This window comes from Streptomyces sp. Mut1 (genome assembly GCF_030719295.1).
Classification (GTDB): Bacteria; Actinomycetota; Actinomycetes; order Streptomycetales; family Streptomycetaceae; genus Streptomyces; species Streptomyces castrisilvae.
The window spans coordinates 6,392,055-6,411,681 of sequence record NZ_CP120997.1 but is presented as its reverse complement, the minus strand read 5'-3'; the positions used below and the strand labels follow the sequence as shown (position 1 = coordinate 6,411,681).

The 19,627-nt window shown below is 72.7% G+C and carries 21 protein-coding genes; 18 read left to right on the top strand and 3 right to left on the bottom strand.

Translation table 11 applies throughout. The features are described from left to right. Nucleotides 1–2 precede the first annotated feature (2 nt). Nucleotides 3–527: a GAF domain-containing protein gene (locus tag P8A18_RS27895; RefSeq protein ID WP_371933799.1), complete on the top strand. Its 525-nt coding sequence runs from the start codon at nt 3–5 to the stop codon at nt 525–527. Next, on the top strand, nt 520–1,509 hold the full coding sequence (locus P8A18_RS27890) for an ATP-grasp domain-containing protein (protein WP_306058848.1): 990 nt from the start codon (nt 520–522) through the stop codon (nt 1,507–1,509). The genes P8A18_RS27895 and P8A18_RS27890 overlap by 8 nt, the downstream gene beginning before the upstream one ends. Here the strand turns inward: P8A18_RS27890 and P8A18_RS27885 are convergent. Beyond that, nucleotides 1,469–2,407: a LysR family transcriptional regulator gene (locus P8A18_RS27885; protein ID WP_306058846.1), complete on the bottom strand. Its 939-nt coding sequence runs from the start codon at nt 2,405–2,407 to the stop codon at nt 1,469–1,471. The genes P8A18_RS27890 and P8A18_RS27885 overlap by 41 nt on opposite strands. A 151-nt stretch (nt 2,408–2,558) precedes the next feature. Between P8A18_RS27885 and P8A18_RS27880 the strand changes: the two genes are divergently transcribed. Together P8A18_RS27880 and P8A18_RS27875 are read left to right on the top strand one after the other, a co-directional pair. Further along, on the top strand, nt 2,559–4,124 hold the full coding sequence (locus tag P8A18_RS27880) for a 3-hydroxyacyl-CoA dehydrogenase (RefSeq protein ID WP_306058844.1): 1,566 nt from the start codon (nt 2,559–2,561) through the stop codon (nt 4,122–4,124). After that, nucleotides 4,121–4,564, top strand: a complete 444-nt coding sequence (locus P8A18_RS27875; RefSeq protein WP_306058842.1) for a VOC family protein — start codon at nt 4,121–4,123, stop codon at nt 4,562–4,564. Before P8A18_RS27880 ends, P8A18_RS27875 begins: the two co-directional genes overlap by 4 nt. A 12-nt stretch (nt 4,565–4,576) precedes the next feature. Here P8A18_RS27875 and P8A18_RS27870 read toward each other — a convergent pair whose 3' ends face one another. Then, the gene (locus P8A18_RS27870) at nt 4,577–5,272 is read right to left on the bottom strand and encodes a helix-turn-helix domain-containing protein (protein WP_371933798.1); all 696 of its coding nucleotides are present in this window, start codon (nt 5,270–5,272) and stop codon (nt 4,577–4,579) included. 58 nt (nt 5,273–5,330) lie between these two features. Here P8A18_RS27870 and P8A18_RS27865 point away from each other — a divergent pair, with 58 nt between their 5' ends. Beyond that, nucleotides 5,331–5,672, top strand: coding sequence for a CU044_2847 family protein (locus P8A18_RS27865; protein WP_306058837.1), 342 nt, complete (start codon nt 5,331–5,333; stop codon nt 5,670–5,672). 3 nt (nt 5,673–5,675) lie between these two features. Here P8A18_RS27865 and P8A18_RS27860 read toward each other — a convergent pair whose 3' ends face one another. Then, nucleotides 5,676–6,812, bottom strand: a complete 1,137-nt coding sequence (locus P8A18_RS27860; RefSeq protein WP_306061187.1) for a YihY/virulence factor BrkB family protein — start codon at nt 6,810–6,812, stop codon at nt 5,676–5,678. 74 nt (nt 6,813–6,886) lie between these two features. On the opposite strand from P8A18_RS27860, the gene P8A18_RS27855 reads away from it, so the two are divergent. The 13 genes from P8A18_RS27855 to P8A18_RS27800 all read left to right on the top strand — a co-directional run bounded on the left by P8A18_RS27855 (nt 6,887) and on the right by P8A18_RS27800 (nt 19,621). After that, a complete protein-coding gene (locus tag P8A18_RS27855) occupies nt 6,887–8,524 on the top strand; it encodes an acyl-CoA dehydrogenase family protein (protein ID WP_306058835.1) in 1,638 nt (545 codons plus the stop codon). A 247-nt stretch (nt 8,525–8,771) separates the two neighbouring features. Then, nucleotides 8,772–10,052 carry a GAF domain-containing protein gene (locus P8A18_RS27850; protein ID WP_511101556.1) on the top strand — a complete coding sequence of 427 codons (1,281 nt, stop codon included), beginning with the start codon at nt 8,772–8,774 and terminating at the stop codon, nt 10,050–10,052. Nucleotides 10,053–10,143: 91 nt separating this feature from the next. Further along, nucleotides 10,144–10,752 carry a GNAT family N-acetyltransferase gene (locus P8A18_RS27845; protein ID WP_306058833.1) on the top strand — a complete coding sequence of 203 codons (609 nt, stop codon included), beginning with the start codon at nt 10,144–10,146 and terminating at the stop codon, nt 10,750–10,752. Between the two features lie 149 nt (nt 10,753–10,901). Beyond that, nucleotides 10,902–10,985 carry a putative leader peptide gene (locus tag P8A18_RS34375; protein WP_309474722.1) on the top strand — a complete coding sequence of 28 codons (84 nt, stop codon included), beginning with the start codon at nt 10,902–10,904 and terminating at the stop codon, nt 10,983–10,985. A 117-nt stretch (nt 10,986–11,102) separates the two neighbouring features. Next, on the top strand, nt 11,103–12,800 hold the full coding sequence (locus tag P8A18_RS27840; protein WP_306058831.1) for a nitrite/sulfite reductase: 1,698 nt from the start codon (nt 11,103–11,105) through the stop codon (nt 12,798–12,800). Continuing rightward, a complete protein-coding gene (locus tag P8A18_RS27835; protein ID WP_018554760.1) occupies nt 12,797–12,976 on the top strand; it encodes a hypothetical protein in 180 nt (59 codons plus the stop codon). Before P8A18_RS27840 ends, P8A18_RS27835 begins: the two co-directional genes overlap by 4 nt. Further along, on the top strand, nt 12,973–13,689 hold the full coding sequence (locus P8A18_RS27830; RefSeq protein ID WP_306058829.1) for a phosphoadenylyl-sulfate reductase: 717 nt from the start codon (nt 12,973–12,975) through the stop codon (nt 13,687–13,689). The genes P8A18_RS27835 and P8A18_RS27830 overlap by 4 nt, the downstream gene beginning before the upstream one ends. Further along, nucleotides 13,689–14,258, top strand: coding sequence for an adenylyl-sulfate kinase (gene cysC / locus P8A18_RS27825; RefSeq protein ID WP_078622656.1), 570 nt, complete (start codon nt 13,689–13,691; stop codon nt 14,256–14,258). The genes P8A18_RS27830 and cysC overlap by 1 nt, the downstream gene beginning before the upstream one ends. Beyond that, nucleotides 14,255–15,190: a sulfate adenylyltransferase subunit CysD gene (cysD, locus tag P8A18_RS27820; protein ID WP_306058827.1), complete on the top strand. Its 936-nt coding sequence runs from the start codon at nt 14,255–14,257 to the stop codon at nt 15,188–15,190. The genes cysC and cysD overlap by 4 nt, the downstream gene beginning before the upstream one ends. 1 nt (nt 15,191) lies before the next feature. Then, on the top strand, nt 15,192–16,532 hold the full coding sequence (locus P8A18_RS27815; protein WP_018554764.1) for a sulfate adenylyltransferase subunit 1: 1,341 nt from the start codon (nt 15,192–15,194) through the stop codon (nt 16,530–16,532). 240 nt (nt 16,533–16,772) lie between these two features. After that, nucleotides 16,773–17,888: an aliphatic sulfonate ABC transporter substrate-binding protein gene (locus P8A18_RS27810; protein ID WP_306058825.1), complete on the top strand. Its 1,116-nt coding sequence runs from the start codon at nt 16,773–16,775 to the stop codon at nt 17,886–17,888. 34 nt (nt 17,889–17,922) lie between these two features. Further along, complete coding sequence (locus tag P8A18_RS27805) at nt 17,923–18,711, top strand: ABC transporter ATP-binding protein (RefSeq protein WP_306058823.1); 789 nt, start codon at nt 17,923–17,925, stop codon at nt 18,709–18,711. After that, nucleotides 18,698–19,621 (top strand): ABC transporter permease, encoded by a 924-nt coding sequence (locus P8A18_RS27800; protein WP_306058821.1) that lies wholly within the window; start codon nt 18,698–18,700, stop codon nt 19,619–19,621. Before P8A18_RS27805 ends, P8A18_RS27800 begins: the two co-directional genes overlap by 14 nt. The last annotated feature ends 6 nt before the right edge of the window (nt 19,622–19,627 follow it).

Genomic DNA, 19,627 nt, shown 5'->3' with positions numbered 1-19,627 from the left:
CCGTGGGGCGCCGCCTGCTGCAGTCCATCGTGGAAGTCGCGCGCCATGTCTTCGGCGCGGCGGCCTCCTCGATCTTCCTGATCGACCCGGCGACCGGCGACCTCGTCTTCGAGGCCGTGGCCGGTGAGGGTGACGGGCAGCTCGTCGGTACGCGGTTCCCGGCGGGGACCGGCATCGCGGGCTGGGTCGCCGCGTCCGGTCAGTCGATGCTCGTCGACGACCTGCGCGAGTCGCGGCACTTCTCGGGCGAGGCCGCCGCCTCCACCGGGTACGTGCCCGACAGCATCATGGCCGCGCCGCTGTTCGGCGACGACGAGTGCGTCGGCGTCCTGGAGGTGCTGGACCGGGGCGCCGACGGCGTACGGGAGATGGCGGACGTCGAACTCCTCGGGCTGCTGGCCGACCAGGCCGCCATCGGCCTCGAACTGCTCACCCGGCTGCGCGCCGCCGAGCCCAGCAACCGTTCCGACAAGGCCCTGCGGCTCCTGGAGATGGCGGAGTCGCTGCTGGCCCCGACCCATGGCTGAGCGGTGCGTCCTGCTGCTCACCAGGCAGGGCGACGGGGAGGCGACCGAGGCGTCGGAGCTGCTGCGCCGGATCGGGGTGCCCGTGCACCGGCTCGACGCGGACCACCTGGCGGAGGTCCGGGCGGTGCGCGGGCCGGACGGTGTACTGGCCCTGGACGGGCACCGGTTCGCCCCGACGGTGACCTGGCTGCGGCACTTCTCGCTGCGCGCCGCGCTCCCGGCCGGCCCGGCCGGCGGGCGGATGGTGTACCGGGACGCGTGGACCGCGCTGGTCCGGCAGCTGGCCGCCGCCTCCCCGGCCGCCATCGGCGCCGCCGATCCGGGGCAGCTGGTGCAGCTGGACCTGGCCCGGGCGCTCGGGGTGCGCGTACCGCGCGGACTGGTCACCACCGACCCGGCGGACGCGGCCGGGCTCCTCCCGGCCGAGCGGTACGTGCTCAAGGTCCTCGACCGGCATTACGTGGAGCCGGAGCCGGGCCGGCTCGACTGGCACCTGCCGCGGGTCGTCGACCGGGTCCGGCTCGCCGGACTGCCCGGCCTGCCGCGCGGCACACCGGTGGTGCTCCAGGAGTACGTGGAGCACGACACCGAGTACCGGGTCTACCTCGCCGGGGACGAGCTGCACGCCTTCGAGGTGGCCAAGGAGCGCCCCGAGGACATCTGGACGCGCCCGGACGAGGTGGGGGTCCGTCAGGTCCGGCCCCCGGCCGCCGTGGCCTCGGCCGCACGCGCCATCGCCCGGAAGACCGGTGCCGTCTACGGGGCGTTCGACTTCCTGCGGGGGCGGGACCGGGGCGAGCCGGTCTTCCTGGAGATGAACGCCCACGGCGACTGGCGCTGGTTCGAACGGAAGGCCGGCGTCGACGTGGTGACCCGGGCCGTGGTGCGGACCGTGCGGGACCTGCACCGGTCCGCGGTCGGTGACACGCGCCCGGCGGCGGTCAGTCTGCTCGCCTTCCTCGGCGCCGGCCGGGACGGGTGACGGGGCCGGCCGGCGTGGGCAGCGCCCGCTCCGCGACGGCGAGCACGGCGTGCAGGGCGGCCGAGGGGTTGTCCGTCCGCCAGGCGAGCGCCGCCTGCCGTCTGATCGGCGGTCCGGCGAGCGGGCGGTGGACGAGGCCGCCGAGCTGGATGTGCTGGACGGAGGTGACGGTCAGCGTGACCCCGACGCCCGCCGCGACCAGCGCCAGGATGGTGTACGAGTCCGGCGCCTCCTGCACCACGCGCGGGTTGAATCCGGCCGCCTCGCACGCCTCGACCATCGCGTCGCGCACGGTGGAGCCGGTGTTGGCCGGGAACGCGACGAACGGCTCCCCGGCCAGCGCGTCGAGCGGGATCTCCGGACGGGCGGCGAGCGGATGGTCGACGGGCAGCGCGCAGACCAGCACCTCCTCGTCGATCACCCGGCAGCTCACGCCCGGCTGCGTCACCGGCAGCCGGACGAACCCGAGGTCGAGCGAGCCGTCCGCGACCCGGGCGAGCGCCACGTTGGCGTAGGTCTGGCCGGTCATGACCAGCTCGATTCCCGGGTGGGCGGCCCGCACCGCCCGGGTGAGCAGCGGCAGGGTCTCGTGGCTTGAGGCGCCCGCGAAGCCGATGCGGACCCGCCCGTACGCGCCCTGTCCGGCCGCGCGCGCGGCCCGTACCGCCGTGTCCAGGTCGTCCAGCACGGTCCGCACCGGCTGGAGGAAGGACTCACCCGCGCTGGTGAGCCGCACCGAGCGGGTGTTGCGTTCGAAGAGCTGGACGCCGAGTTCCTTCTCCAGGCGGCGGATCTGCTGGCTCAGCGGCGGCTGCGCCATCTGGAGCCGCTTGGCGGCGCGGCCGAAGTGCAGTTCCTCCGCCACGGCGAGGAACGCGGAGAGGTGGCGCAGCTCCATGCCGTCCCCTCCCCCGGGTCCGCCCGCATCATTGATTCGTCCGGCGTCCGGGTCTGAGCCTAATTCGGTATTGGACGGGGATCAAAGGCCGCTGGAAGCGTCGGCGGTGCGGGCACCCTGCCCGCGCCCCATCGAGAGGACCGTGACCCGCATGCGTATCAGGATCGTCGGCGCCGGAGCCATGGGCCGCGGCATCGCCCAGTGGGCGGCCGCGGCCGGACACACCGTGGAGCTGTGCGACGTACGCACCGAGGCGGTGACGGACGCGGTCGCCTTCGTGGGGTCCATGCTGGAGCGGGCCGTGGCCAAGGGCCGGATGGCCGCCGGGGACGCGGCGGCCGCGCTGGAGCGGCTGGTCCCGCTGGATGACCCGTGGGCGGCGGGCCCGGACGTCGGCCTGGTGATCGAGGCCGTGCGCGAGGACCTGGACACCAAGGCCGAGGTCTTCGGCCGCCTGGAGCGGGCGCTGCCCGCCTCCGCCGTCTTCGCGACCAACACCTCCTCGCTGTCCGTGACCCGGATCGCCGCCACGCTGAAGGACCCGGCGCGCCTGGCCGGGCTGCACTTCTTCAACCCGGTGCCGCTGATGCGCATCGTGGAGGTGGTGCCCGGCGCCGCCACCCGGCCGGACATCCCGCCGCTGCTGACCTCGCTCGTGGAGAGCTGCGGCCACCGCGCGGTGACCGTCGCCGACACCCCCGGCTTCCTCGTCAACCACGCCGGGCGCGGGCTGGTGACGGAGGCGCTGGCGTTGCTGGAGGAGACCGTCGGCGAGCCGGCGGACATCGACCGGATCGCCCGGGACGTGCTGGGGCTGCGGATGGGCCCGTTCGAGCTGATGGACCTCACCGGGCTCGATGTGACCGCCGCCGTCATCGACTCGATCTGGACGGGCTTCCGCCACGAGGACCGGCTGCGTCCCTCCTACCTGACCCCGAACCGGGTGGCGGCCGGCCTGCACGGCCGCAAGACCGGGCGCGGCTGGTACGCGTACGGCCCCGAGGCCGCCGGCCCCGCGCCCGAGCCGCCGGTCACCGGGGACGCGGACCGCCCGGTGCACGTCTTCGCCCCGGACCCCGCGCAGGAGGCCGACGCCGCCGCGCTCCGCGAGGCGCTGGCCGCGGCGGGCGCGAGGGTCGGGAGCGGGGCGCGGCCCGCGGGCGACGCGCTGGTCCTGGTCCCGGTCTGGGGCACCACGGTCGCTTCGGCGGTGGCCGCGCACGGGCTGCCCGCCGCCCGCACCTTCGGCGTGGACCCGCTGCCGGCGGCCGGGCGGCGCCGGGTGCTCGCGGTGACCCCGGCGGCGGACCCGGCGGCGGCCGGGGACGCCCGCGCGGTGCTGGCCCGGCCGGCGGACGGCGGCGAGCCGTTCGCGGTGTCGGTGGTCCGGGACACGGCGGGGTCGGTCGCGCAGCGGCTGCTCGCCTCGATCGTGTCGGTCGCGGCGTCCATCGCGGAGCGCGCCCTCGCCGCCCCGGCCGACATCGACGTGGCGGTGACAACCGGGCTCGGCTATCCGGTGGGCCCGCTGGCCTGGGGCGAGCGGATCGGGGCGGCCCGCGTGCTCCGGCTGCACCGGGCGCTGCACGCCACGACCGGCGACCCGCGCCACCGCCCCACCCGCTGGGTCACCGAGCGCGCCGCGCTGGGCCTGGCGCTGACGGACCCGGGCACCTCGCCCGCGGACGTGGACCGCGTTCCTCGCGACGGGGCATGACCGATTCGTTCAAGACCGTGGGCCGGGGCCCGGCCTACGGTCGGGGCATGACTCCACGACTCGACGCGATCGGCATCACCACCGCCGATCTGCCCGCATCGCTCGCCTTCTACCGCCGGCTCGGCCTCGGCATCCCGGCCGGCGCGGAATCCGCGCCCCATGTCGAGGTGACCCTGCCGGGCGGCGGGCGCCTGCTGTGGGACACCGAGGACACCGTCCGCTCGTTCGACCCCGGCTGGTCCCCGCCGTCCGGCGGGGACCGGCTCGGGCTCGCCTTCCTGTGCGACAGCCCGGCGGAGGTGGACGCGGTCTACGCGGAGCTGACCGGCGCCGGATACCGGGGGCACCTGAAGCCGTGGGACGCCGTGTGGGGGCAGCGGTACGCCGTCGTCCTCGACCCGGACGGCTGCGCGGTCTCGCTGTTCGCCGCCGCCGGCTGAGCCCCCGGCTCCTCAGGCGCGGCCGAAGTAGGCGGTCAGGGTGGTGCCGGCCAGGTCGCGCATGTCCCGGGCGAGGTGTGCCTGGTCGGCGCAGCCCGCCGCGAGCGCCGCGTCCGCGTACGGCAGCCCGGAGCGCACGAGGGCCAGTGCCCGCTGGAGCCGCAGCACCCGGGCGAGCGTCTTGGGCCCGTAGCCGAAGGCGGCCAGGGAGCGGCGGTGCAGCTGGCGGGCGCCGAGGCCGGCGGTCCCGGCCGCATCGGCGACGGTGGCTCCGGCCTCCAGCCGTGCGGCGACGGAGCGCATCACCGGGTCGGGCGGCCCGGTGCCGGCCGCCCGGTCCAGGGCGATGTCCTCCAGGGCCGTGGCCGGGTCGTCCGCCTCGGCGACCCGCTCGGTGAGTTCGCGGACCGGGGCGCCGGGCCACAGGGCGGCCAGCGGAACCCGGCGGTCGCGCAGTTCGTGGGCGGGCACGCCCAGCAGGGCGGGCGCGGTGCCGGGGGCGAAGCGGACGCCCGCCCAGGCGCCCCCGGTCCCCGCGGGCGGCTCGGCGTGGGTGTCCGGTCCCGCGACGAGCAGCCGGTCGCCGCTCCAGAGCAGGTCCATGCAGCCGTCGGGCAGCACCGGATGGGCCGTGCCCGGCGGGACGGTCACGGTCCACACCTTCGCGCCGTCCAGTCGCGACGCGCGCTCTTCGTAGCTGACGCCCATGGCACTAGTCTCGTGCACGGACACGACCACGTGCGTAATCGGCTACCCGGGGGCGGTCATGGCGTCACTGATGGAGTTCACCACGGACAGCGGGGCGACGGTGACGGTGGAGGTCGACCGTCACGCGCCCGGTGCGCAGTTGGTGGCGCGCGACGGGCACCACGCCCTGGCGCGGGCCGGGCGCACCTTCGACAGCGCGCTTGAGGGCATCAGGTCGGCCGCCGAGTCGGCGCTCAACGTGTTCCGGGACGGGGCGCTGAAGCCGGACGGGGTGGAGCTGGAGTTCGGCGTGAAGATCACCTCGGAGGCCGGAGCGGTGATCGCGAAGAGCGCCCTGGAGGGGCATCTGACGGTGAAGCTGTCCTGGTCGCCGGGGGCGCCGGACCGGGCGGCCGGCTGAGCCTCACTCGTCGTGCGGGTGCGGCTTGTCCGCGTCCTTGTCGCGGCCGGGCTGGAGCCGGGACTTCACGTCGTCCGGCGGCAGGAACCGCGACCAGCGCTCGGGGAACTCGGACGGCATGTACGGGCTGTCGCCCACATCGCCCTCCTCGTCGTCCTCCTCCTCGTCGTCCTCGTCGTAGTCCTGCGGTCCGCCGTGCCAGCTCTCCGCCTGGGTGCGGGCCACGAACTCGGCGGCCTGGGCGGCGCGCACCCGGTCGTTCGCGGCGCGGGCGGCGGCCGTCGCGACCGAGGGCCAGACCCGGTCGATGGCCGCGTTCACCGCGGCGCCCACCAGGACCGCGAACGCGGAGACGCCGATCCACAGCAGCACGGCGATGGGGGCGGCGAGCGATCCGTAGATCGTGGGGCCCTCGACCGTACTGGTGAGGTAGATCCGCAGCAGGAAGCTGCCGACCACCCACATCGCGAGCGCCACCAGGGCGCCCGGCATGTCCTCGATCCACGGCGAACGCACCGGCACGGACACGTGGTAGAGGGTGGTGAGGAAGGCGACCGACAGCAGTATCACCAGGGGCCAGTACAGGACGGCGATGACCTCGGTGCCCCACGGTATGAGCTCGACGACCCGGTCGGGACCGACCACGAGCAGCGGCAGGACCACCGCGCCGAGCAGCAGCGCCACCACGTACAGCAGGAAGGCGAGCATCCGGGTCTTGACGATGCCGCGCTGCCCGTCGAGGCCGTACATCACGGTGATCGTGTCGATGAAGACGTTGACCGCGCGGGAGCCGGACCACAGGGCGATGGCGAAGCCGATGGAGATGACGTCCGGCCGGGCGCCGGTGGTGACGTCCGACAGGAGCGGTTTGGCGAAGTCGTTGACGCCGCGCTCGGAGAGCACGGTGTGCGCGGCGCTGAGGATGTTGCGCTCGATGGAGGCGACGGTGGTGGTGCTGGTCCACTCGTCGACGTAGCCCAACAGGCCGATCAGGCCGAGGAGCAGCGGAGGCAGGGACAGCAGGGTGAAGAACGCCGCCTCGGCGGCGAGTCCCAGGATGCGGTACTCCATGCACGAGTTGACCGTGTCCTTGAGCAACTGCCAGGCGAGCTGCCGCTTGGATACGTTGCGGTAGAGCACTCGGGCCCGGTGGAGCCGGCCCGGTGGCCGCTCGGGTGTTTCGTTTGCTGCCTGCACGTCCTTACCGTATCGGCATGGCAGCCACCACCCACACCGTGTCCAACCAGCCCCCTCCCCTCCTCGGCTACGACGTCTTCGGCGCGGACCGGGTGCTCGGCGAGGCCGTGGAACGCCACCTTCCGGCCGAGGTGCTGGACGAGGCCAGACAGGGGCTGGCCCGGCTCGGGCGCTCCGCGGGCTCGGCCCAGGCGGCGTCCTGGGGGGCGCAGGCGAACGAGAACCCGCCGGTCCTGCGCACGCACGACCGGTACGGACACCGCGTCGACGAGGTGGAGTTCCACCCCGCCTGGCACCGGCTGCTGGGCCATGGCGTCGGCGCGGGTCTGACCGCTGCCTGGGACCGGCCGGGCGGGCATGTGCGCCGGGCGGCGGGCTTCCTGGTGTGGACGCAGGCCGAGGCGGGGCACGGCTGCCCGCTGTCGATGACGCACGCCGCGGTGCCGGCCCTGCGCGCCGAGCCCGAGGTGGCCGCCGAGTGGGAGCCGCTGCTGACCTCGCGGGCCTACGAGCAGGGGCTGCGGCCGGCCGGGCGGAAGGCAGGGGCGCTGCTGGGCATGGCGATGACGGAGAAGCAGGGCGGCTCCGACGTACGGGCGGGTACGACGCGCGCCGAGCCGCTGGCCGGCGAGGGCGAGTATCTGCTGACCGGGCACAAGTGGTTCTGCTCGGCTCCGATGTCCGACGGTTTCCTGGTGCTGGCGCGGGCCCCGGACGGGCCGACCTGCTTCCTGCTGCCCCGGGTGCTGCCGGACGGCACGCGCAATCCGTTCGCGATCCAGCGGCTCAAGGACAAGCTGGGCAACCGGTCGAACGCCTCGGCCGAGGTCGAGTTCGACGGGACGTGGGCGCGCCGGATCGGTGCGGAGGGGCGCGGGGTACGCACCATCATCGGCATGGTGGCGGCGACCCGGCTGGACTGTGTGACGGGTTCGGCGGCGCTGATGCGGCAGGCGGTGGCGCAGGCGGTGCACCACACGACGTACCGCTCCGCGTTCGGCGGGCCGCTCGTGGAGAAGCCGCTGATGCGCAATGTGCTGGCCGATCTGGCGCTGGAGTCGGAGGCGGCGACCGTGCTGGCGATGCGGCTCGCGGCGGCGTACGACGACGGGGGCGAGAGCGAGTCGGCGTTCCTGCGGATCGCGGTGCCGGCGGCGAAGTTCTGGGTGACCAAGCGGTGCGCGTCCGTGGTGGGTGAGGCGCTGGAGTGCCTGGGCGGCAACGGCTACGTGGAGGAGTCGGGCATGCCCCGGCTGCTGCGCGAGGCGCCGCTCAACTCGATCTGGGAGGGTTCGGGGAACGTCCAGGCGCTGGACGTGCTGCGGGCGTTGCGGCGTGAGCCGCTCGCGCTGAACGCGTTCCTCCAAGAGGTGGGGCGGGCCCGGGGCGCCGATCACCGGCTCGACGCGGCGATCAGGGACCTGCTGACGGAGCTGGCCGATCTGGCGGGGATCGAGGCGCGGGCCCGCCGGGTGGTGGAGCGCGTCGCGCTGGTGCTCCAGGGCTCGCTGCTGGTGCGCTGGGCGCCGCCGGAGGTGGCGGACGCGTTCTGCGCTTCGCGCCTGGGCGGGGACGGGGGCGCCGCGTTCGGGACGCTGCCGCACACCCTGGATCTGGCGTCGGTGGTGGAGCGGGCCCGGCCGGTGGAGCACTGACCCGGGACAGCGACGGGGGGTGATGCTGCGCCGACACGGCACCACCCCCCATGCTGTACACACCGGACTTGGGGGCCGGAGCCCCGCCGTGCGGTGTACCGCCACTCTTGTACGGGCCCGGGGCCCTCGCCAGAGTTGCAGAGGGTTGCAACCATTGTGTGGAGTTGCGGTATCGGGGGTCCTGTGACGGCAGGATGAGGGCGCGGCCCCGCGAACGGGCCGGGCACGGGTGTGAGGGGGAACCGGCGTGGAGACGACTCCGGTCGATGTGGTGCGGCTGACCGCTCAGGAGACCGCGCAGACCAGGCGCCTGGCGCACCGGGCCCGGGAGGCGCGGATGGCGGGCGACCGGATGCCCGCGACGCCCCGGGCCGAGATCGGGGCGTCCTGGGACCGGGTGCTGCGCAGCGGCATCGATCCCGAGCAGACGACGCAGAGCCGGCTGCTGGAGGCGGACGAGATCGAGCACCGGCGCCGCAGTTCGGCGCTGGGCGAGGTGATGCCGCTGCTCAGCGACGGGCTGGCGAGCATCGCGGACGCCTCGCAGCAGATCATGGTGGTCACCGATGTGGAGGGCCGGGTGCTGTGGCGCCAGGGCAACACGGGGGTGCTGCGCCGGGCCGACGGCATCTGTCTCGCGGAGGGCGCCGCGTGGTCGGAGGAGAGCACCGGGACCAACGCGATCGGTACGGCGCTGGCCTCGCGCGCCCCGGTGCGGGTGCACTCGGCGGAGCACTTCGTGCGCAGTCTGCACGGCTGGACGTGCGCCGCCGCACCGGTCCGTGATCCGCGGGACGGGCGGCTGATGGGGATCGTCGACATCAGCGGCCCCGCCTCCACGTTCCACCCGGCGACGCTGGCCCTGGTGGGTTCGGTGGCCCGGCTGGCCGAGAGCGAGATCCGGGTGCGGCATCTGGAGGCGATCGACCGGCTGCGTTCGGTGGCCGCGCCGGTCCTGTGCCGGCTGGGCGGGCGGGCGCTGGCGGTGGACGCCCACGGCTGGACGGCGGCGGTGACGGGGATGCCTCCGGTGGACCGGCTGCCGTTGCCGAAGTCGCTGGAGCCGGGGCGGGTGTGGCTGCCGTCGCTCGGGATGTGCCGGGTGGAGCCGCTGGCGGGCGGCTGGCTGGTGCAGGTGGCGGACGGGGCGATGGACAGCCCGCCGCGCCGGGTGGTGCTCGATCTGAGCCGGCCGCGCACGCTGGCGGTGAATGTGGTGAGCCCGGTGGGGACGTGGACGCAGCGGCTCTCCCCGCGCCACGCCGAGCTGCTGTACGCGCTGGCGGTGCGGCGCGAGGGCCGTACGGCGTCGGAGCTGGCGCAGGACCTCTTCGGTGACGCGACCAGGACGGTGACGGTGCGGGCGGAGATCTCGCGGCTGCGGCGCCATCTCGCCGAGGTGCTGGCGCACCGCCCGTACCGGTTCGGCGAGGGCGTCGAGGTGGAGGTGATCCATCCGGAGGACCCGGCGGATCTGCTGCCGCGTTCGAAGGCCCCGGTGGTCGTGGCGGGGCGCGGCAACCCCTGAGCGGGGGTGGTGTCCGCGCAGGTCCCGGGCGCCGGCGGCGGTGCGGGACCCGGCTTGGGCGCGGGCGGCGGGGCATGGTTGTCTGGCAGCCATGAGCAATCCCGTACGCCCCGCAGGCCCCGCCGTCGACGAGGTGACCATCTGGTCGCTGGAGCAGACCTCGCCCGGGGATCTGCGGCCGTCAGCCGTGCCGGACGCGGACGTCCGGATCGTACGGTCCGGGGTGCCGCTGCCCGAGTTCAGCCGTTTCCTGTACACGGCGGTCGGCGGTGACGTCCGGTGGACGGACCGGCTGTCGATGTCGTACGCGCAGTGGCAGGAGGTCCTGGACCGGCCGGGTGCGGAGACCTGGGTGGCGTACGCGGACGGGACCCCGGCCGGCTACATCGAGCTGGACCCGCAGGACGACGGCGTGGTCGAGATCATGTACTTCGGGCTGATCCCGGCCTTCCGGGGCCGGCGGATCGGCGGTCATCTGCTGTCGTACGGCACGGCCCGCGCCTGGGACCTGGCCGAGCGGTGGCCGGGGCGGCCCGCGACGAAGCGGGTGTGGCTGCACACCTGCTCGAAGGACGGTCCACACGCGATGGACAACTATCTGCGGCGCGGCTTCCGGCTCTTCGACACCCGCACGGAACTGGAGGAACCGGTGACGACGCCCGGCCCCTGGCCCGGCTCGGGCCGCGAGCCGCTTCCGTAGCAATTCCCCGTGCTTGTCCGGTTTTACGCTCCGCCCCGGCGCCCGTCACTCGCGTGACGGGCGCCACATCGTCTCACCCACCGGGACAGTCTCGTCCACATCATGGATAGTGGTGGACTGCCCAGAGATCCCCATGACACGCTTCCGTCATGTCCGGAACTGGAATTGCCTTGGTGAGTCGACGCCACGTCGACCTCGGCCGCATGTCCAGCGCCATCTGTCCGGTGAGCTGAGAGTCCCAGCACCGCCGAGATCCCCCTTTGCTTCAGTTCAGCCCTGCGCACCGCCGCGCCAGACGCGAGTGTGCAGTTCAGAGCCGCCCTCCTGCAGTCCCGAAGGACGTATTTGCCATGGCCTCCAGCCCGGAGAAAACCGCTACCGCGACGCCCCGCCGCAAGGTCGGGCGCCATCGTGGTGAGGGCCAGTGGGCCATGGGACACCACACGCCTCTCAACGGGAACGAGCAGCTCAAGAAGGACGACGACAGTCTCAATGTGCGGACACGCATTGAGACGATCTACTCCAAGCGCGGGTTCGACTCGATCGACCCCAACGACCTGCGCGGACGCATGCGCTGGTGGGGGCTGTACACCCAGCGCAAGCCCGGGATCGACGGCGGCAAGACCGGGGCCCTGGAGCCGGAGGAGCTCGAGGACAAGTTCTTCATGATGCGCACCCGCATCGACGGCGGCCGTCTGACCACCGCTCAGCTGCGCGCCATCGGTGAGGTGTCACAGCAGTACGCCCGTGGCTCCGCCGACATCACCGACCGGCAGAACGTGCAGATGCACTGGGTGCGGATCGAGGACGTGCCCGCGATCTGGGAGAAGCTGGAGGCCGTCGGGCTCTCCACCACCGAGGCGTGCGGCGACTGCCCGCGCACGATGATCGGTTCGCCGGTGGCAGGGATCGCCGCCGACGAGATCATCGACGGCACCCCGGCCCTGGAGGAGATCCACGCCCGCCACATCGGCAGCAAGGAATTCTCCAACCTGCCCCGCAAGTTCAAGACCGCCATCTCCGGCTCCCCCGTGCAGGACGTCGTCCACGAGATCAACGACATCTCGTTCGTCGGTGTCGTGCACCCCGAGCACGGCCCCGGCTTCGACCTCTGGGTCGGCGGCGGGCTCTCCACCAATCCCCGGCTGGCCGAACGCCTGGGCGCCTGGGTGCCGTTGGACGAGGTCCCCGACGTCTGGGCGGCGGTCACCAGCCTCTTCCGCGACTACGGCTACCGGCGGCTGCGCAACCGCGCCCGGCTGAAGTTCCTGGTCGCCGACTGGGGTGTCGCCAAGTTCCGCCAGGTGCTGGAGGACGAGTTCCTGCGGCGCCCGCTGCTCGACGGCCCCGCCCCCGAGGAGCCGGTCTCGCGCTGGCGCGACCACGTGGGGGTGCACCCGCAGCGGGACGGCCGGTTCTACGTGGGCTTCGCCCCCCGTGTCGGCCGGCTGGACGGCACCGCCCTCACCAAGATCGCCGAGCTGGCCGAGGAGCACGGCTCCCACCGGGTGCGGACCACGGTGGAGCAGAAGATGATCATCCTCGACGTGGAGCAGGACCGCGTCGACTCGCTCTCCGCCGGCCTGGAGGCGCTGGGTCTCCAGGTGAAGCCCTCGACGTTCCGGCGGGGCACGATGGCCTGCACCGGCATCGAGTTCTGCAAGCTGGCGATCGTCGACACCAAGGGCCGCGGCGCCTCCCTCATCGAGGAACTGGAGCGCAGGCTCCCGGACTTCGACGAGCCGCTCACCATCAACATCAACGGCTGCCCCAACGCCTGCGCCCGCATCCAGACGGCGGACATCGGCCTCAAGGGCCAGCTCATGCTCGACGCCGACGGAAACTCGGTCGAGGGCTTCCAGGTGCACCTCGGCGGGGCGCTCGGGCTGGACGCCGGGTTCGGCCGCAAGGTGCGCGGACTGAAGGTCACGTCCGAGGAGCTGCCCGACTACGTCGAGCGGGTCATCGGCCACTACCTGGAGGAGCGCGAGGAGAACGAGCGCTTCGCCACCTGGGCGGCCCGCGCCAGTGCGGAGTCCCTGTCATGAGCGAGCGCGCCGCGCCCTTCCACTGCCCCTACTGCGGTGACGAGGACCTGCGCCCGCACGAGGCGGGGCACGGGGCATGGGAATGCGCCTCCTGCAACCGGGCGTTCCAGCTGAAGTTCCTGGGGCTGCTGAGCCGGGGACTGAAGTCCAACGACGCGGGAGGGGACGGAATATGACGGTCGATCAGGAGATCGGCGCGCTCACCGACGAGAGCCTGAGGGAGCTCGCCGAGCAGGCCGGACGCGAGCTGGAGGACGCCTCCGCGTCCGACATCCTCCGGTGGGCGACCGAGACGTTCGGGACCCGGTTCTGCGTCACCTCCTCCATGGAGGACGCGGTCGTCGCCCACCTCGCCTCCCGGGTGCGGCCCGGGGTCGACGTGGTGTTCCTCGACACCGGCTACCACTTCGAGGAGACCATCGGGACCCGGGACGCGGTGGACGCCGTGATGGACGTCAACGTCATCACGCTGACCCCGCGCCGGACCGTGGCCGAGCAGGACGCCGAGTACGGGCCGAAGCTGCACGACCGCGACCCCGACCTCTGCTGCAAGCTGCGCAAGGTCCAGCCGCTGGAGGAGGGCCTGACCTCGTACACGGCCTGGGCGACCGGGCTGCGCCGCGACGAGTCCCCCACCCGGGCGAACACCCCCGTCGTCGGCTGGGACGAGAAGCGGCGCAAGGTGAAGGTCTCGCCGATCGCCCGCTGGACCCAGGACGACGTCGACGCGTACGTCGCCGAGCACGGTGTGCTCACCAACCCGCTGCTGATGGACGGTTACGCCTCCGTGGGCTGCGCGCCCTGCACCCGGCGGGTGCTGGAGGGCGAGGACGCGCGGGCCGGACGCTGGGCCGGGCGCGGCAAGACCGAGTGCGGGCTGCACGGCTGATGACGACTGATCAGGAGACTTCGATGAGCGTGACGGAGACGGGAGCCACCGTCTGGCTGACCGGTCTGCCGAGCGCCGGCAAGACCACCATCGCCTACGAACTCGCCGGGCGGCTGCGCGGCGAGGGCCACCGGGTGGAGGTGCTCGACGGCGACGAGATCCGCGAGTTCCTCTCGGCGGGCCTCGGCTTCTCGCGCGAGGACCGGCACACCAACGTCCAGCGGATCGGCTTCGTCGCCGAACTGCTGGCGGCCAACGGCGTGAAGGTGCTGGTCCCGGTCATCGCCCCGTACGCGGACAGCCGCGACGCGGTCCGCGGACGCCACCGGGCCGAGGGCACCGCGTATCTGGAGGTGCACGTCGCCACTCCGGTCGAGGTGTGCTCGGAGCGCGATGTGAAGGGGCTGTACGCCAAGCAGGCGGCGGGCGAGATCAGCGGGCTCACCGGGGTGGACGACCCCTACGAGGCGCCCGAGTCGCCCGATCTGCGGATCGAGTCGCACCGGCAGACCGTGCAGGAGTCCGCAGCGGAGCTTTACGCGCTGCTGAGCGAGAGGGGTGCAGCGTGACGACCGTCGCGACTGTGTCGGAAGACACCGGCTATCCGTACGCACTCAGCCACCTGGACTCGCTGGAGTCCGAGGCGGTGCACATCTTCCGCGAGGTGGCGGGCGAGTTCGAGCGGCCGGTGATCCTCTTCTCCGGCGGCAAGGACTCGATCCTGATGCTGCACCTGGCGCTCAAGGCGTTCGCGCCCGCGCCGGTGCCGTTCGCCCTGCTGCACGTGGACACCGGGCACAACTTCCCCGAGGTCCTGGAGTACCGCGACCGCACGGTCGCCGAGCACGGGCTGCGGCTGCACGTCGCCTCCGTCCAGGAGTACATCGACGCCGGAAAGCTCCGCGAGCGCCCCGACGGCACCCGCAACCCCTTGCAGACCGTGCCGCTGACCGAGGCGATCCAGCAGCACCGCTTCGACGCGGTGTTCGGCGGCGGGCGGCGCGACGAGGAGAAGGCGCGCGCCAAGGAGCGGGTCTTCTCGCTGCGCGACGAGTTCTCCCAGTGGGACCCGCGCCGCCAGCGCCCCGAGCTGTGGCAGCTGTACAACGGCCGGCACGCCCCCGGTGAGCACGTCCGGGTCTTCCCGATCTCCAACTGGACCGAGCTGGACGTCTGGCAGTACATCCAGCGCGAGCGGATCGAGCTCCCGGCGATCTACTTCGCCCACGAGCGCGAGGTCTTCAACCGCTCCGGCATGTGGCTGACCGCCGGCGACTGGGGCGGCCCCAAGGAGCACGAGAGCACCGAGACCCGTCAGGTGCGCTACCGCACGGTCGGCGACATGTCCTGCACGGGCGCCGTCGACTCCGACGCCACCACGCTGGACGCCGTGATCACCGAGATCGCCGCTTCCCGGCTCACCGAACGGGGTGCCACCCGCGCCGACGACAAGATGTCCGAGGCCGCGATGGAAGACCGCAAGCGCGAGGGGTACTTCTAAGATGACCACGTCCACCCAGTCGGCCGAGCTGCTCGCGGCCACCACCCTGCTGCGGTTCGCCACCGCGGGGTCGGTCGACGACGGCAAGTCCACCCTCGTGGGACGCCTGCTGCACGACTCCAAGTCGGTCCTCACCGACCAGCTGGAGGCCGTCGAGCACGCCTCGCGCAACCGCGGCCAGGAGGCGCCGGACCTGGCGCTGCTGACCGACGGGCTGCGCGCCGAGCGCGAGCAGGGCATCACCATCGACGTCGCCTACCGCTACTTCGCGACGCCCCGGCGCCGGTTCATCCTCGCCGACACCCCCGGCCATGTGCAGTACACCCGCAACATGGTCACCGGCGCCTCCACGGCCGAGCTGGCCGTCGTCCTGGTCGACGCCCGCAACGGGGTGGTCGAGCAGACCCGCCGGCACGCCGCGGTCGCCGCCCTGCTGCGCGTCCCGCACGTGGTGCTGGCCGTCAACAAGATGGACCTGGTGGACTACGCGGAGCCGGTGTTCGCCGCGATAGCCGAGGAGTTCACCGCGTACGCGGCCTCCCTCGGCGTCCCCGAGATCACCACGATCCCGATCTCCGCGCTGGCCGGCGACAACGTCGTGGAACCCTCCGCGCACATGGACTGGTACGGCGGTCCGACCGTCCTCGAACACCTGGAGACGGTCCCGGTCAGCCACGACCTCACCGGCTGCCACGCCCGCTTCCCCGTCCAGTACGTGATCCGGCCGCAGACCGCCGAGCACCCGGACTACCGGGGCTACGCGGGCCAGATCGCCGCCGGCGTCTTCCGGGTCGGCGAGCCCGTCACCGTACTGCCCTCGGGCCGCACCTCCACGATCGCGGGCATCGACCTGCTCGGGGACAGTGTGGACATCGCCTGGGCGCCCCAGTCGGTGACCCTGCGGCTGGCCGACGACATCGACGTCTCGCGCGGCGACCTCATCGCCCCGGTGGGCGACGCCCCGGCCGTCACGCAGGACGTCGAGGCGACCGTCTGCCACGTCGCGGACCAGCCGCTCACCGTGGGCCGGCGGGTACTGCTCAAGCACACCACCCGCACGGTCAAGGCGATCGTCAAGGACATCCCCTCGCGGCTGACCCTGGACGACCTCTCGCAGCACCCGGCCCCGGGACAGCTCGTCGCCAACGACATCGGCCGGGTCGTGGTCCGTACCGCCGAGCCGCTCGCGCTCGACGCCTACGCCGACTCGCGCCGCACCGGCTCGTTCCTCCTGATCGACCCGGCGGACGGCACCACGCTGTCGGCGGGCATGGCGGGCGCCTCGTTCGCCGCGGCCGAGGAACCGCCCGCGGCGGACGACGACGCCGAATGGGACTTCTGATGGGTATCGACATCTTCTCGACCTTCGCGAAGGAGGGCGGCCGCGTCGGCAGCGGCGCCCTCGGCAGCGGGCAGGGCGGGGTGGCGCGATGTGCGCGATGACGTACGCGCACTGCCTGCGCGCCCGGCAGCACCACCAGCACCGCCAGCACCGCCCGTTCAGACGAAGACCTGCCGACTGCCCGGCCGTGCCCCCGTTCCGGGGGACGTGAGCACCGGGCCAACGAGGGGAAAGCCTCCCGTGCCTGCCACCCGTACCACCCTGCGCCGCAGCATCGCCGCCGTCGCCGCCCTGCCCCTGCTGGCCGTGGCCCTGACGGCCTGCGGCTACGGATCCGAGTCCACGGACGACGACGCCAAGAAGGCGAACACCGCCACCGACGGGAAGAAGCTCTCCGTCGACACCGTGCGCGTCGGGTACTTCCCGAACCTCACGCACGCCACCGCGCTCGTGGGCGACCAGGAGGGTCTGTTCCAGAAGGAACTGGGCGGCACCCAGCTCAAGACCGCCACCTTCAACGCCGGTCCGTCCGAGATCGAGGCGCTGAACGCCAACTCGATCGACATCGGCTTCATCGGCCCCTCGCCGTCCATCAACGGCTACACGAAGTCCAAGGGCAAGAACCTGCGGATCATCGGCGGTTCGGCCTCCGGTGGCGTCAAGCTCGTCGTGAACCCGAAGAAGATCAAGACCCTGGACGACCTCAAGGGCAAGAAGATCGCCACCCCCCAGCTCGGCAACACCCAGGACGTGGCCTTCCTCAACTGGATCTCCGAGAAGGGCTGGAAGGTCGACGCCCAGAGCGGCAAGGGTGACGTCTCCGTCGTCCGTACGGACAACAAGGTGACCCCGGACGCCTACAAGTCCGGTTCCATCGACGGCGCCTGGGTCCCCGAGCCGACCGCGTCCAAGCTGGTCGCCGACGGTGCGAAGGAACTGCTCGACGAGTCGACGCTGTGGCCGGACGACAAGTTCGTGATCACCAACATCATCGTGTCGCAGAAGTTCCTCAAGGAGCACCCGGACGTCGTCGAGGCCGTGCTGCGCGGCTCGGTCACCACCAACGCGTGGATCAACGCCAACCCGGACAAGGCGAAGGAGTCCGCCAACGCCGCGCTGAAGAAGCTCACCGGCAAGGAGCTTCCGGCCGAGGTGATCGACCCGGCGTGGAAGTCGATCCTGATCACCGACGACCCGCTGGCCGCCACGCTCGACGCGCAGGCCCAGCACGCGGTGAAGGCCGGTCTGCTGGAGGAGCCCGACCTCAAGGGCATCTACGACCTGAAGCCCCTGAACAAGATCCTCAAGGCCGCGGGCAAGCCCGAGGCCGACGACGCCGGTCTCGGCGTCAAGTAACCAGCCGCCCGAAGACTCCCAGGAGGTGACGACCATGGCGAACACCCTCACCAAGGCCGAGGACCGTGTCGCGGTCGGGCACGCCGCTCGTCTCGCACATGTCTCGAAGTCCTTCACCGGGCCCGCGGGAGCGCAGCTGGTCCTGGACGACATCACTCTCGATGTCGCCCCGGGCGAGTTCGTCACCCTTCTGGGGGCCTCCGGATGCGGCAAGTCGACGCTGCTCAACCTGGTGGCCGGACTCGACCGGCCGACCGGGGGGACCATCGAGACCCCCGGCGGCCGGCCGGCCCTGATGTTCCAGGAGCACGCCCTCTTCCCGTGGCTGACCGCGGGCAAGAACATCGAACTCGCGCTGCGCCTGCGCGGCGTGCCGAAGCCGCAGCGCCGCCCGGAGGCGGAGCGGCTGCTGGAGCTGGTGCGCCTGGGCGGGGCGTACGGCAAGCGGGTGCACGAGCTCTCCGGCGGTATGCGGCAGCGCGTGGCGATGGCCCGCGCGCTCGCCCAGGACAGCCAACTGCTGCTGATGGACGAGCCGTTCGCCGCGCTCGACGCCATCACCCGCGATGTGCTGCACGACGAGCTGACCCGGATCTGGCGCGAGACCGATGTGTCGGTCCTCTTCGTCACGCACAACGTGCGCGAGGCCGTCCGGCTCGCCGAGCGCGTGGTGCTGCTCTCGTCCCGCCCCGGCCGGATCGCCCGTGAGTGGACGGTCGACATCGAGCAGCCCCGCCGCATCGAGGACACCTCGGTGGCGGAACTGTCCGTCGAGATCACCGAACAACTGCGTGGGGAGATCCGCCGTCATGGCCAGCACTGACATCGAGTCGGACAAGGCGGGGTCCGGCGGGAGCGGGCCCGGTACGGGAAAGCCGGACGACCTGGCCGGTCTTGAGGCCGGTCTCGACGCCCTGGACGCGGTGCAGGTGCAGCGCACCCCGGTGCGCGAGGTCCTGCTGCGCAAGGTCCTGCCGCCGCTGCTGGCGGTGGTCCTGGTCCTGCTCGTGTGGCAGGTGCTGGTCTGGGCCGAGGTGACCGAGGACTACAAGCTGCCCTCGCCGCTGGCGGTCTGGGACAGCGTGGGCGACATGTGGCGGCAGGGGACACTGCTGGAGGTGGTGTGGACCAGCGTCTCGCGCGGTCTGCTGGGCTTCCTGCTCTCCGTCGCCATCGGCACCCCGCTCGGCCTGCTGGTGGCCCGGGTGAAGTTCGTCCGGGCGGCGATCGGCCCGATCCTGTCCGGGCTCCAGTCCCTGCCCTCCGTGGCGTGGGTGGCGCCCGCCGTGATCTGGCTCGGCCTGAACGACTCGATGATGTTCGCGGTCATCCTGCTGGGCGCGGTGCCCTCGATCGCCAACGGGCTGGTCTCCGGCGTCGACCAGGTGCCGCCGCTCTTCCTGCGGGCGGGCCGGACCCTGGGTGCGACCGGGCTGCGCGGCACCTGGCTGATCGTCATGCCGGCCGCCCTGCCTGGCTACCTGGCCGGTCTCAAGCAGGGCTGGGCGTTCTCCTGGCGTTCGCTGATGGCCGCCGAGATCATCGCCTCGTCGCCGGACCTGGGCCTCGGGCTCGGCCAGTTGCTGGAGAACGGCCGCAACAACGCGGACATGCCGGGGATCTTCCTCGCCATCATCCTGATCCTGTTCGTCGGCATCGCGATCGACCTGCTGATCTTCAGTCCGCTGGAGCGGTGGGTGCTGCGCAGCCGCGGTCTCCTCGTCAAGAACTGAGCGCTC

Excerpts from the sequence above, each read along its gene's own strand:
- P8A18_RS27815 (WP_018554764.1), top strand. The coding sequence starts at position 15,192 with ATGACCACGTCCACCCAGTCGGCCGAGCTGCTCGCGGCCACCACCCTG.
- P8A18_RS27845 (WP_306058833.1), top strand. The coding sequence starts at position 10,144 with ATGAGCAATCCCGTACGCCCCGCAGGCCCCGCCGTCGACGAGGTGACC.
- P8A18_RS27800 (WP_306058821.1), top strand. The coding sequence starts at position 18,698 with ATGGCCAGCACTGACATCGAGTCGGACAAGGCGGGGTCCGGCGGGAGC.
- cysC (WP_078622656.1), top strand. The coding sequence starts at position 13,689 with ATGACGACTGATCAGGAGACTTCGATGAGCGTGACGGAGACGGGAGCC.
- P8A18_RS27880 (WP_306058844.1), top strand. The coding sequence starts at position 2,559 with ATGCGTATCAGGATCGTCGGCGCCGGAGCCATGGGCCGCGGCATCGCC.
- P8A18_RS27875 (WP_306058842.1), top strand. The coding sequence starts at position 4,121 with ATGACCGATTCGTTCAAGACCGTGGGCCGGGGCCCGGCCTACGGTCGG.
- P8A18_RS27865 (WP_306058837.1), top strand. The coding sequence starts at position 5,331 with ATGGCGTCACTGATGGAGTTCACCACGGACAGCGGGGCGACGGTGACG.
- P8A18_RS27835 (WP_018554760.1), top strand. The coding sequence starts at position 12,797 with ATGAGCGAGCGCGCCGCGCCCTTCCACTGCCCCTACTGCGGTGACGAG.
- P8A18_RS27890 (WP_306058848.1), top strand. The coding sequence starts at position 520 with ATGGCTGAGCGGTGCGTCCTGCTGCTCACCAGGCAGGGCGACGGGGAG.
- P8A18_RS27840 (WP_306058831.1), top strand. The coding sequence starts at position 11,103 with ATGGCCTCCAGCCCGGAGAAAACCGCTACCGCGACGCCCCGCCGCAAG.
- P8A18_RS27830 (WP_306058829.1), top strand. The coding sequence starts at position 12,973 with ATGACGGTCGATCAGGAGATCGGCGCGCTCACCGACGAGAGCCTGAGG.
- P8A18_RS27870 (WP_371933798.1), bottom strand. The coding sequence starts at position 5,272 with ATGGGCGTCAGCTACGAAGAGCGCGCGTCGCGACTGGACGGCGCGAAG.
- P8A18_RS27805 (WP_306058823.1), top strand. The coding sequence starts at position 17,923 with ATGGCGAACACCCTCACCAAGGCCGAGGACCGTGTCGCGGTCGGGCAC.
- P8A18_RS27855 (WP_306058835.1), top strand. The coding sequence starts at position 6,887 with ATGGCAGCCACCACCCACACCGTGTCCAACCAGCCCCCTCCCCTCCTC.
- P8A18_RS34375 (WP_309474722.1), top strand. The coding sequence starts at position 10,902 with ATGTCCGGAACTGGAATTGCCTTGGTGAGTCGACGCCACGTCGACCTC.
- P8A18_RS27885 (WP_306058846.1), bottom strand. The coding sequence starts at position 2,407 with ATGGAGCTGCGCCACCTCTCCGCGTTCCTCGCCGTGGCGGAGGAACTG.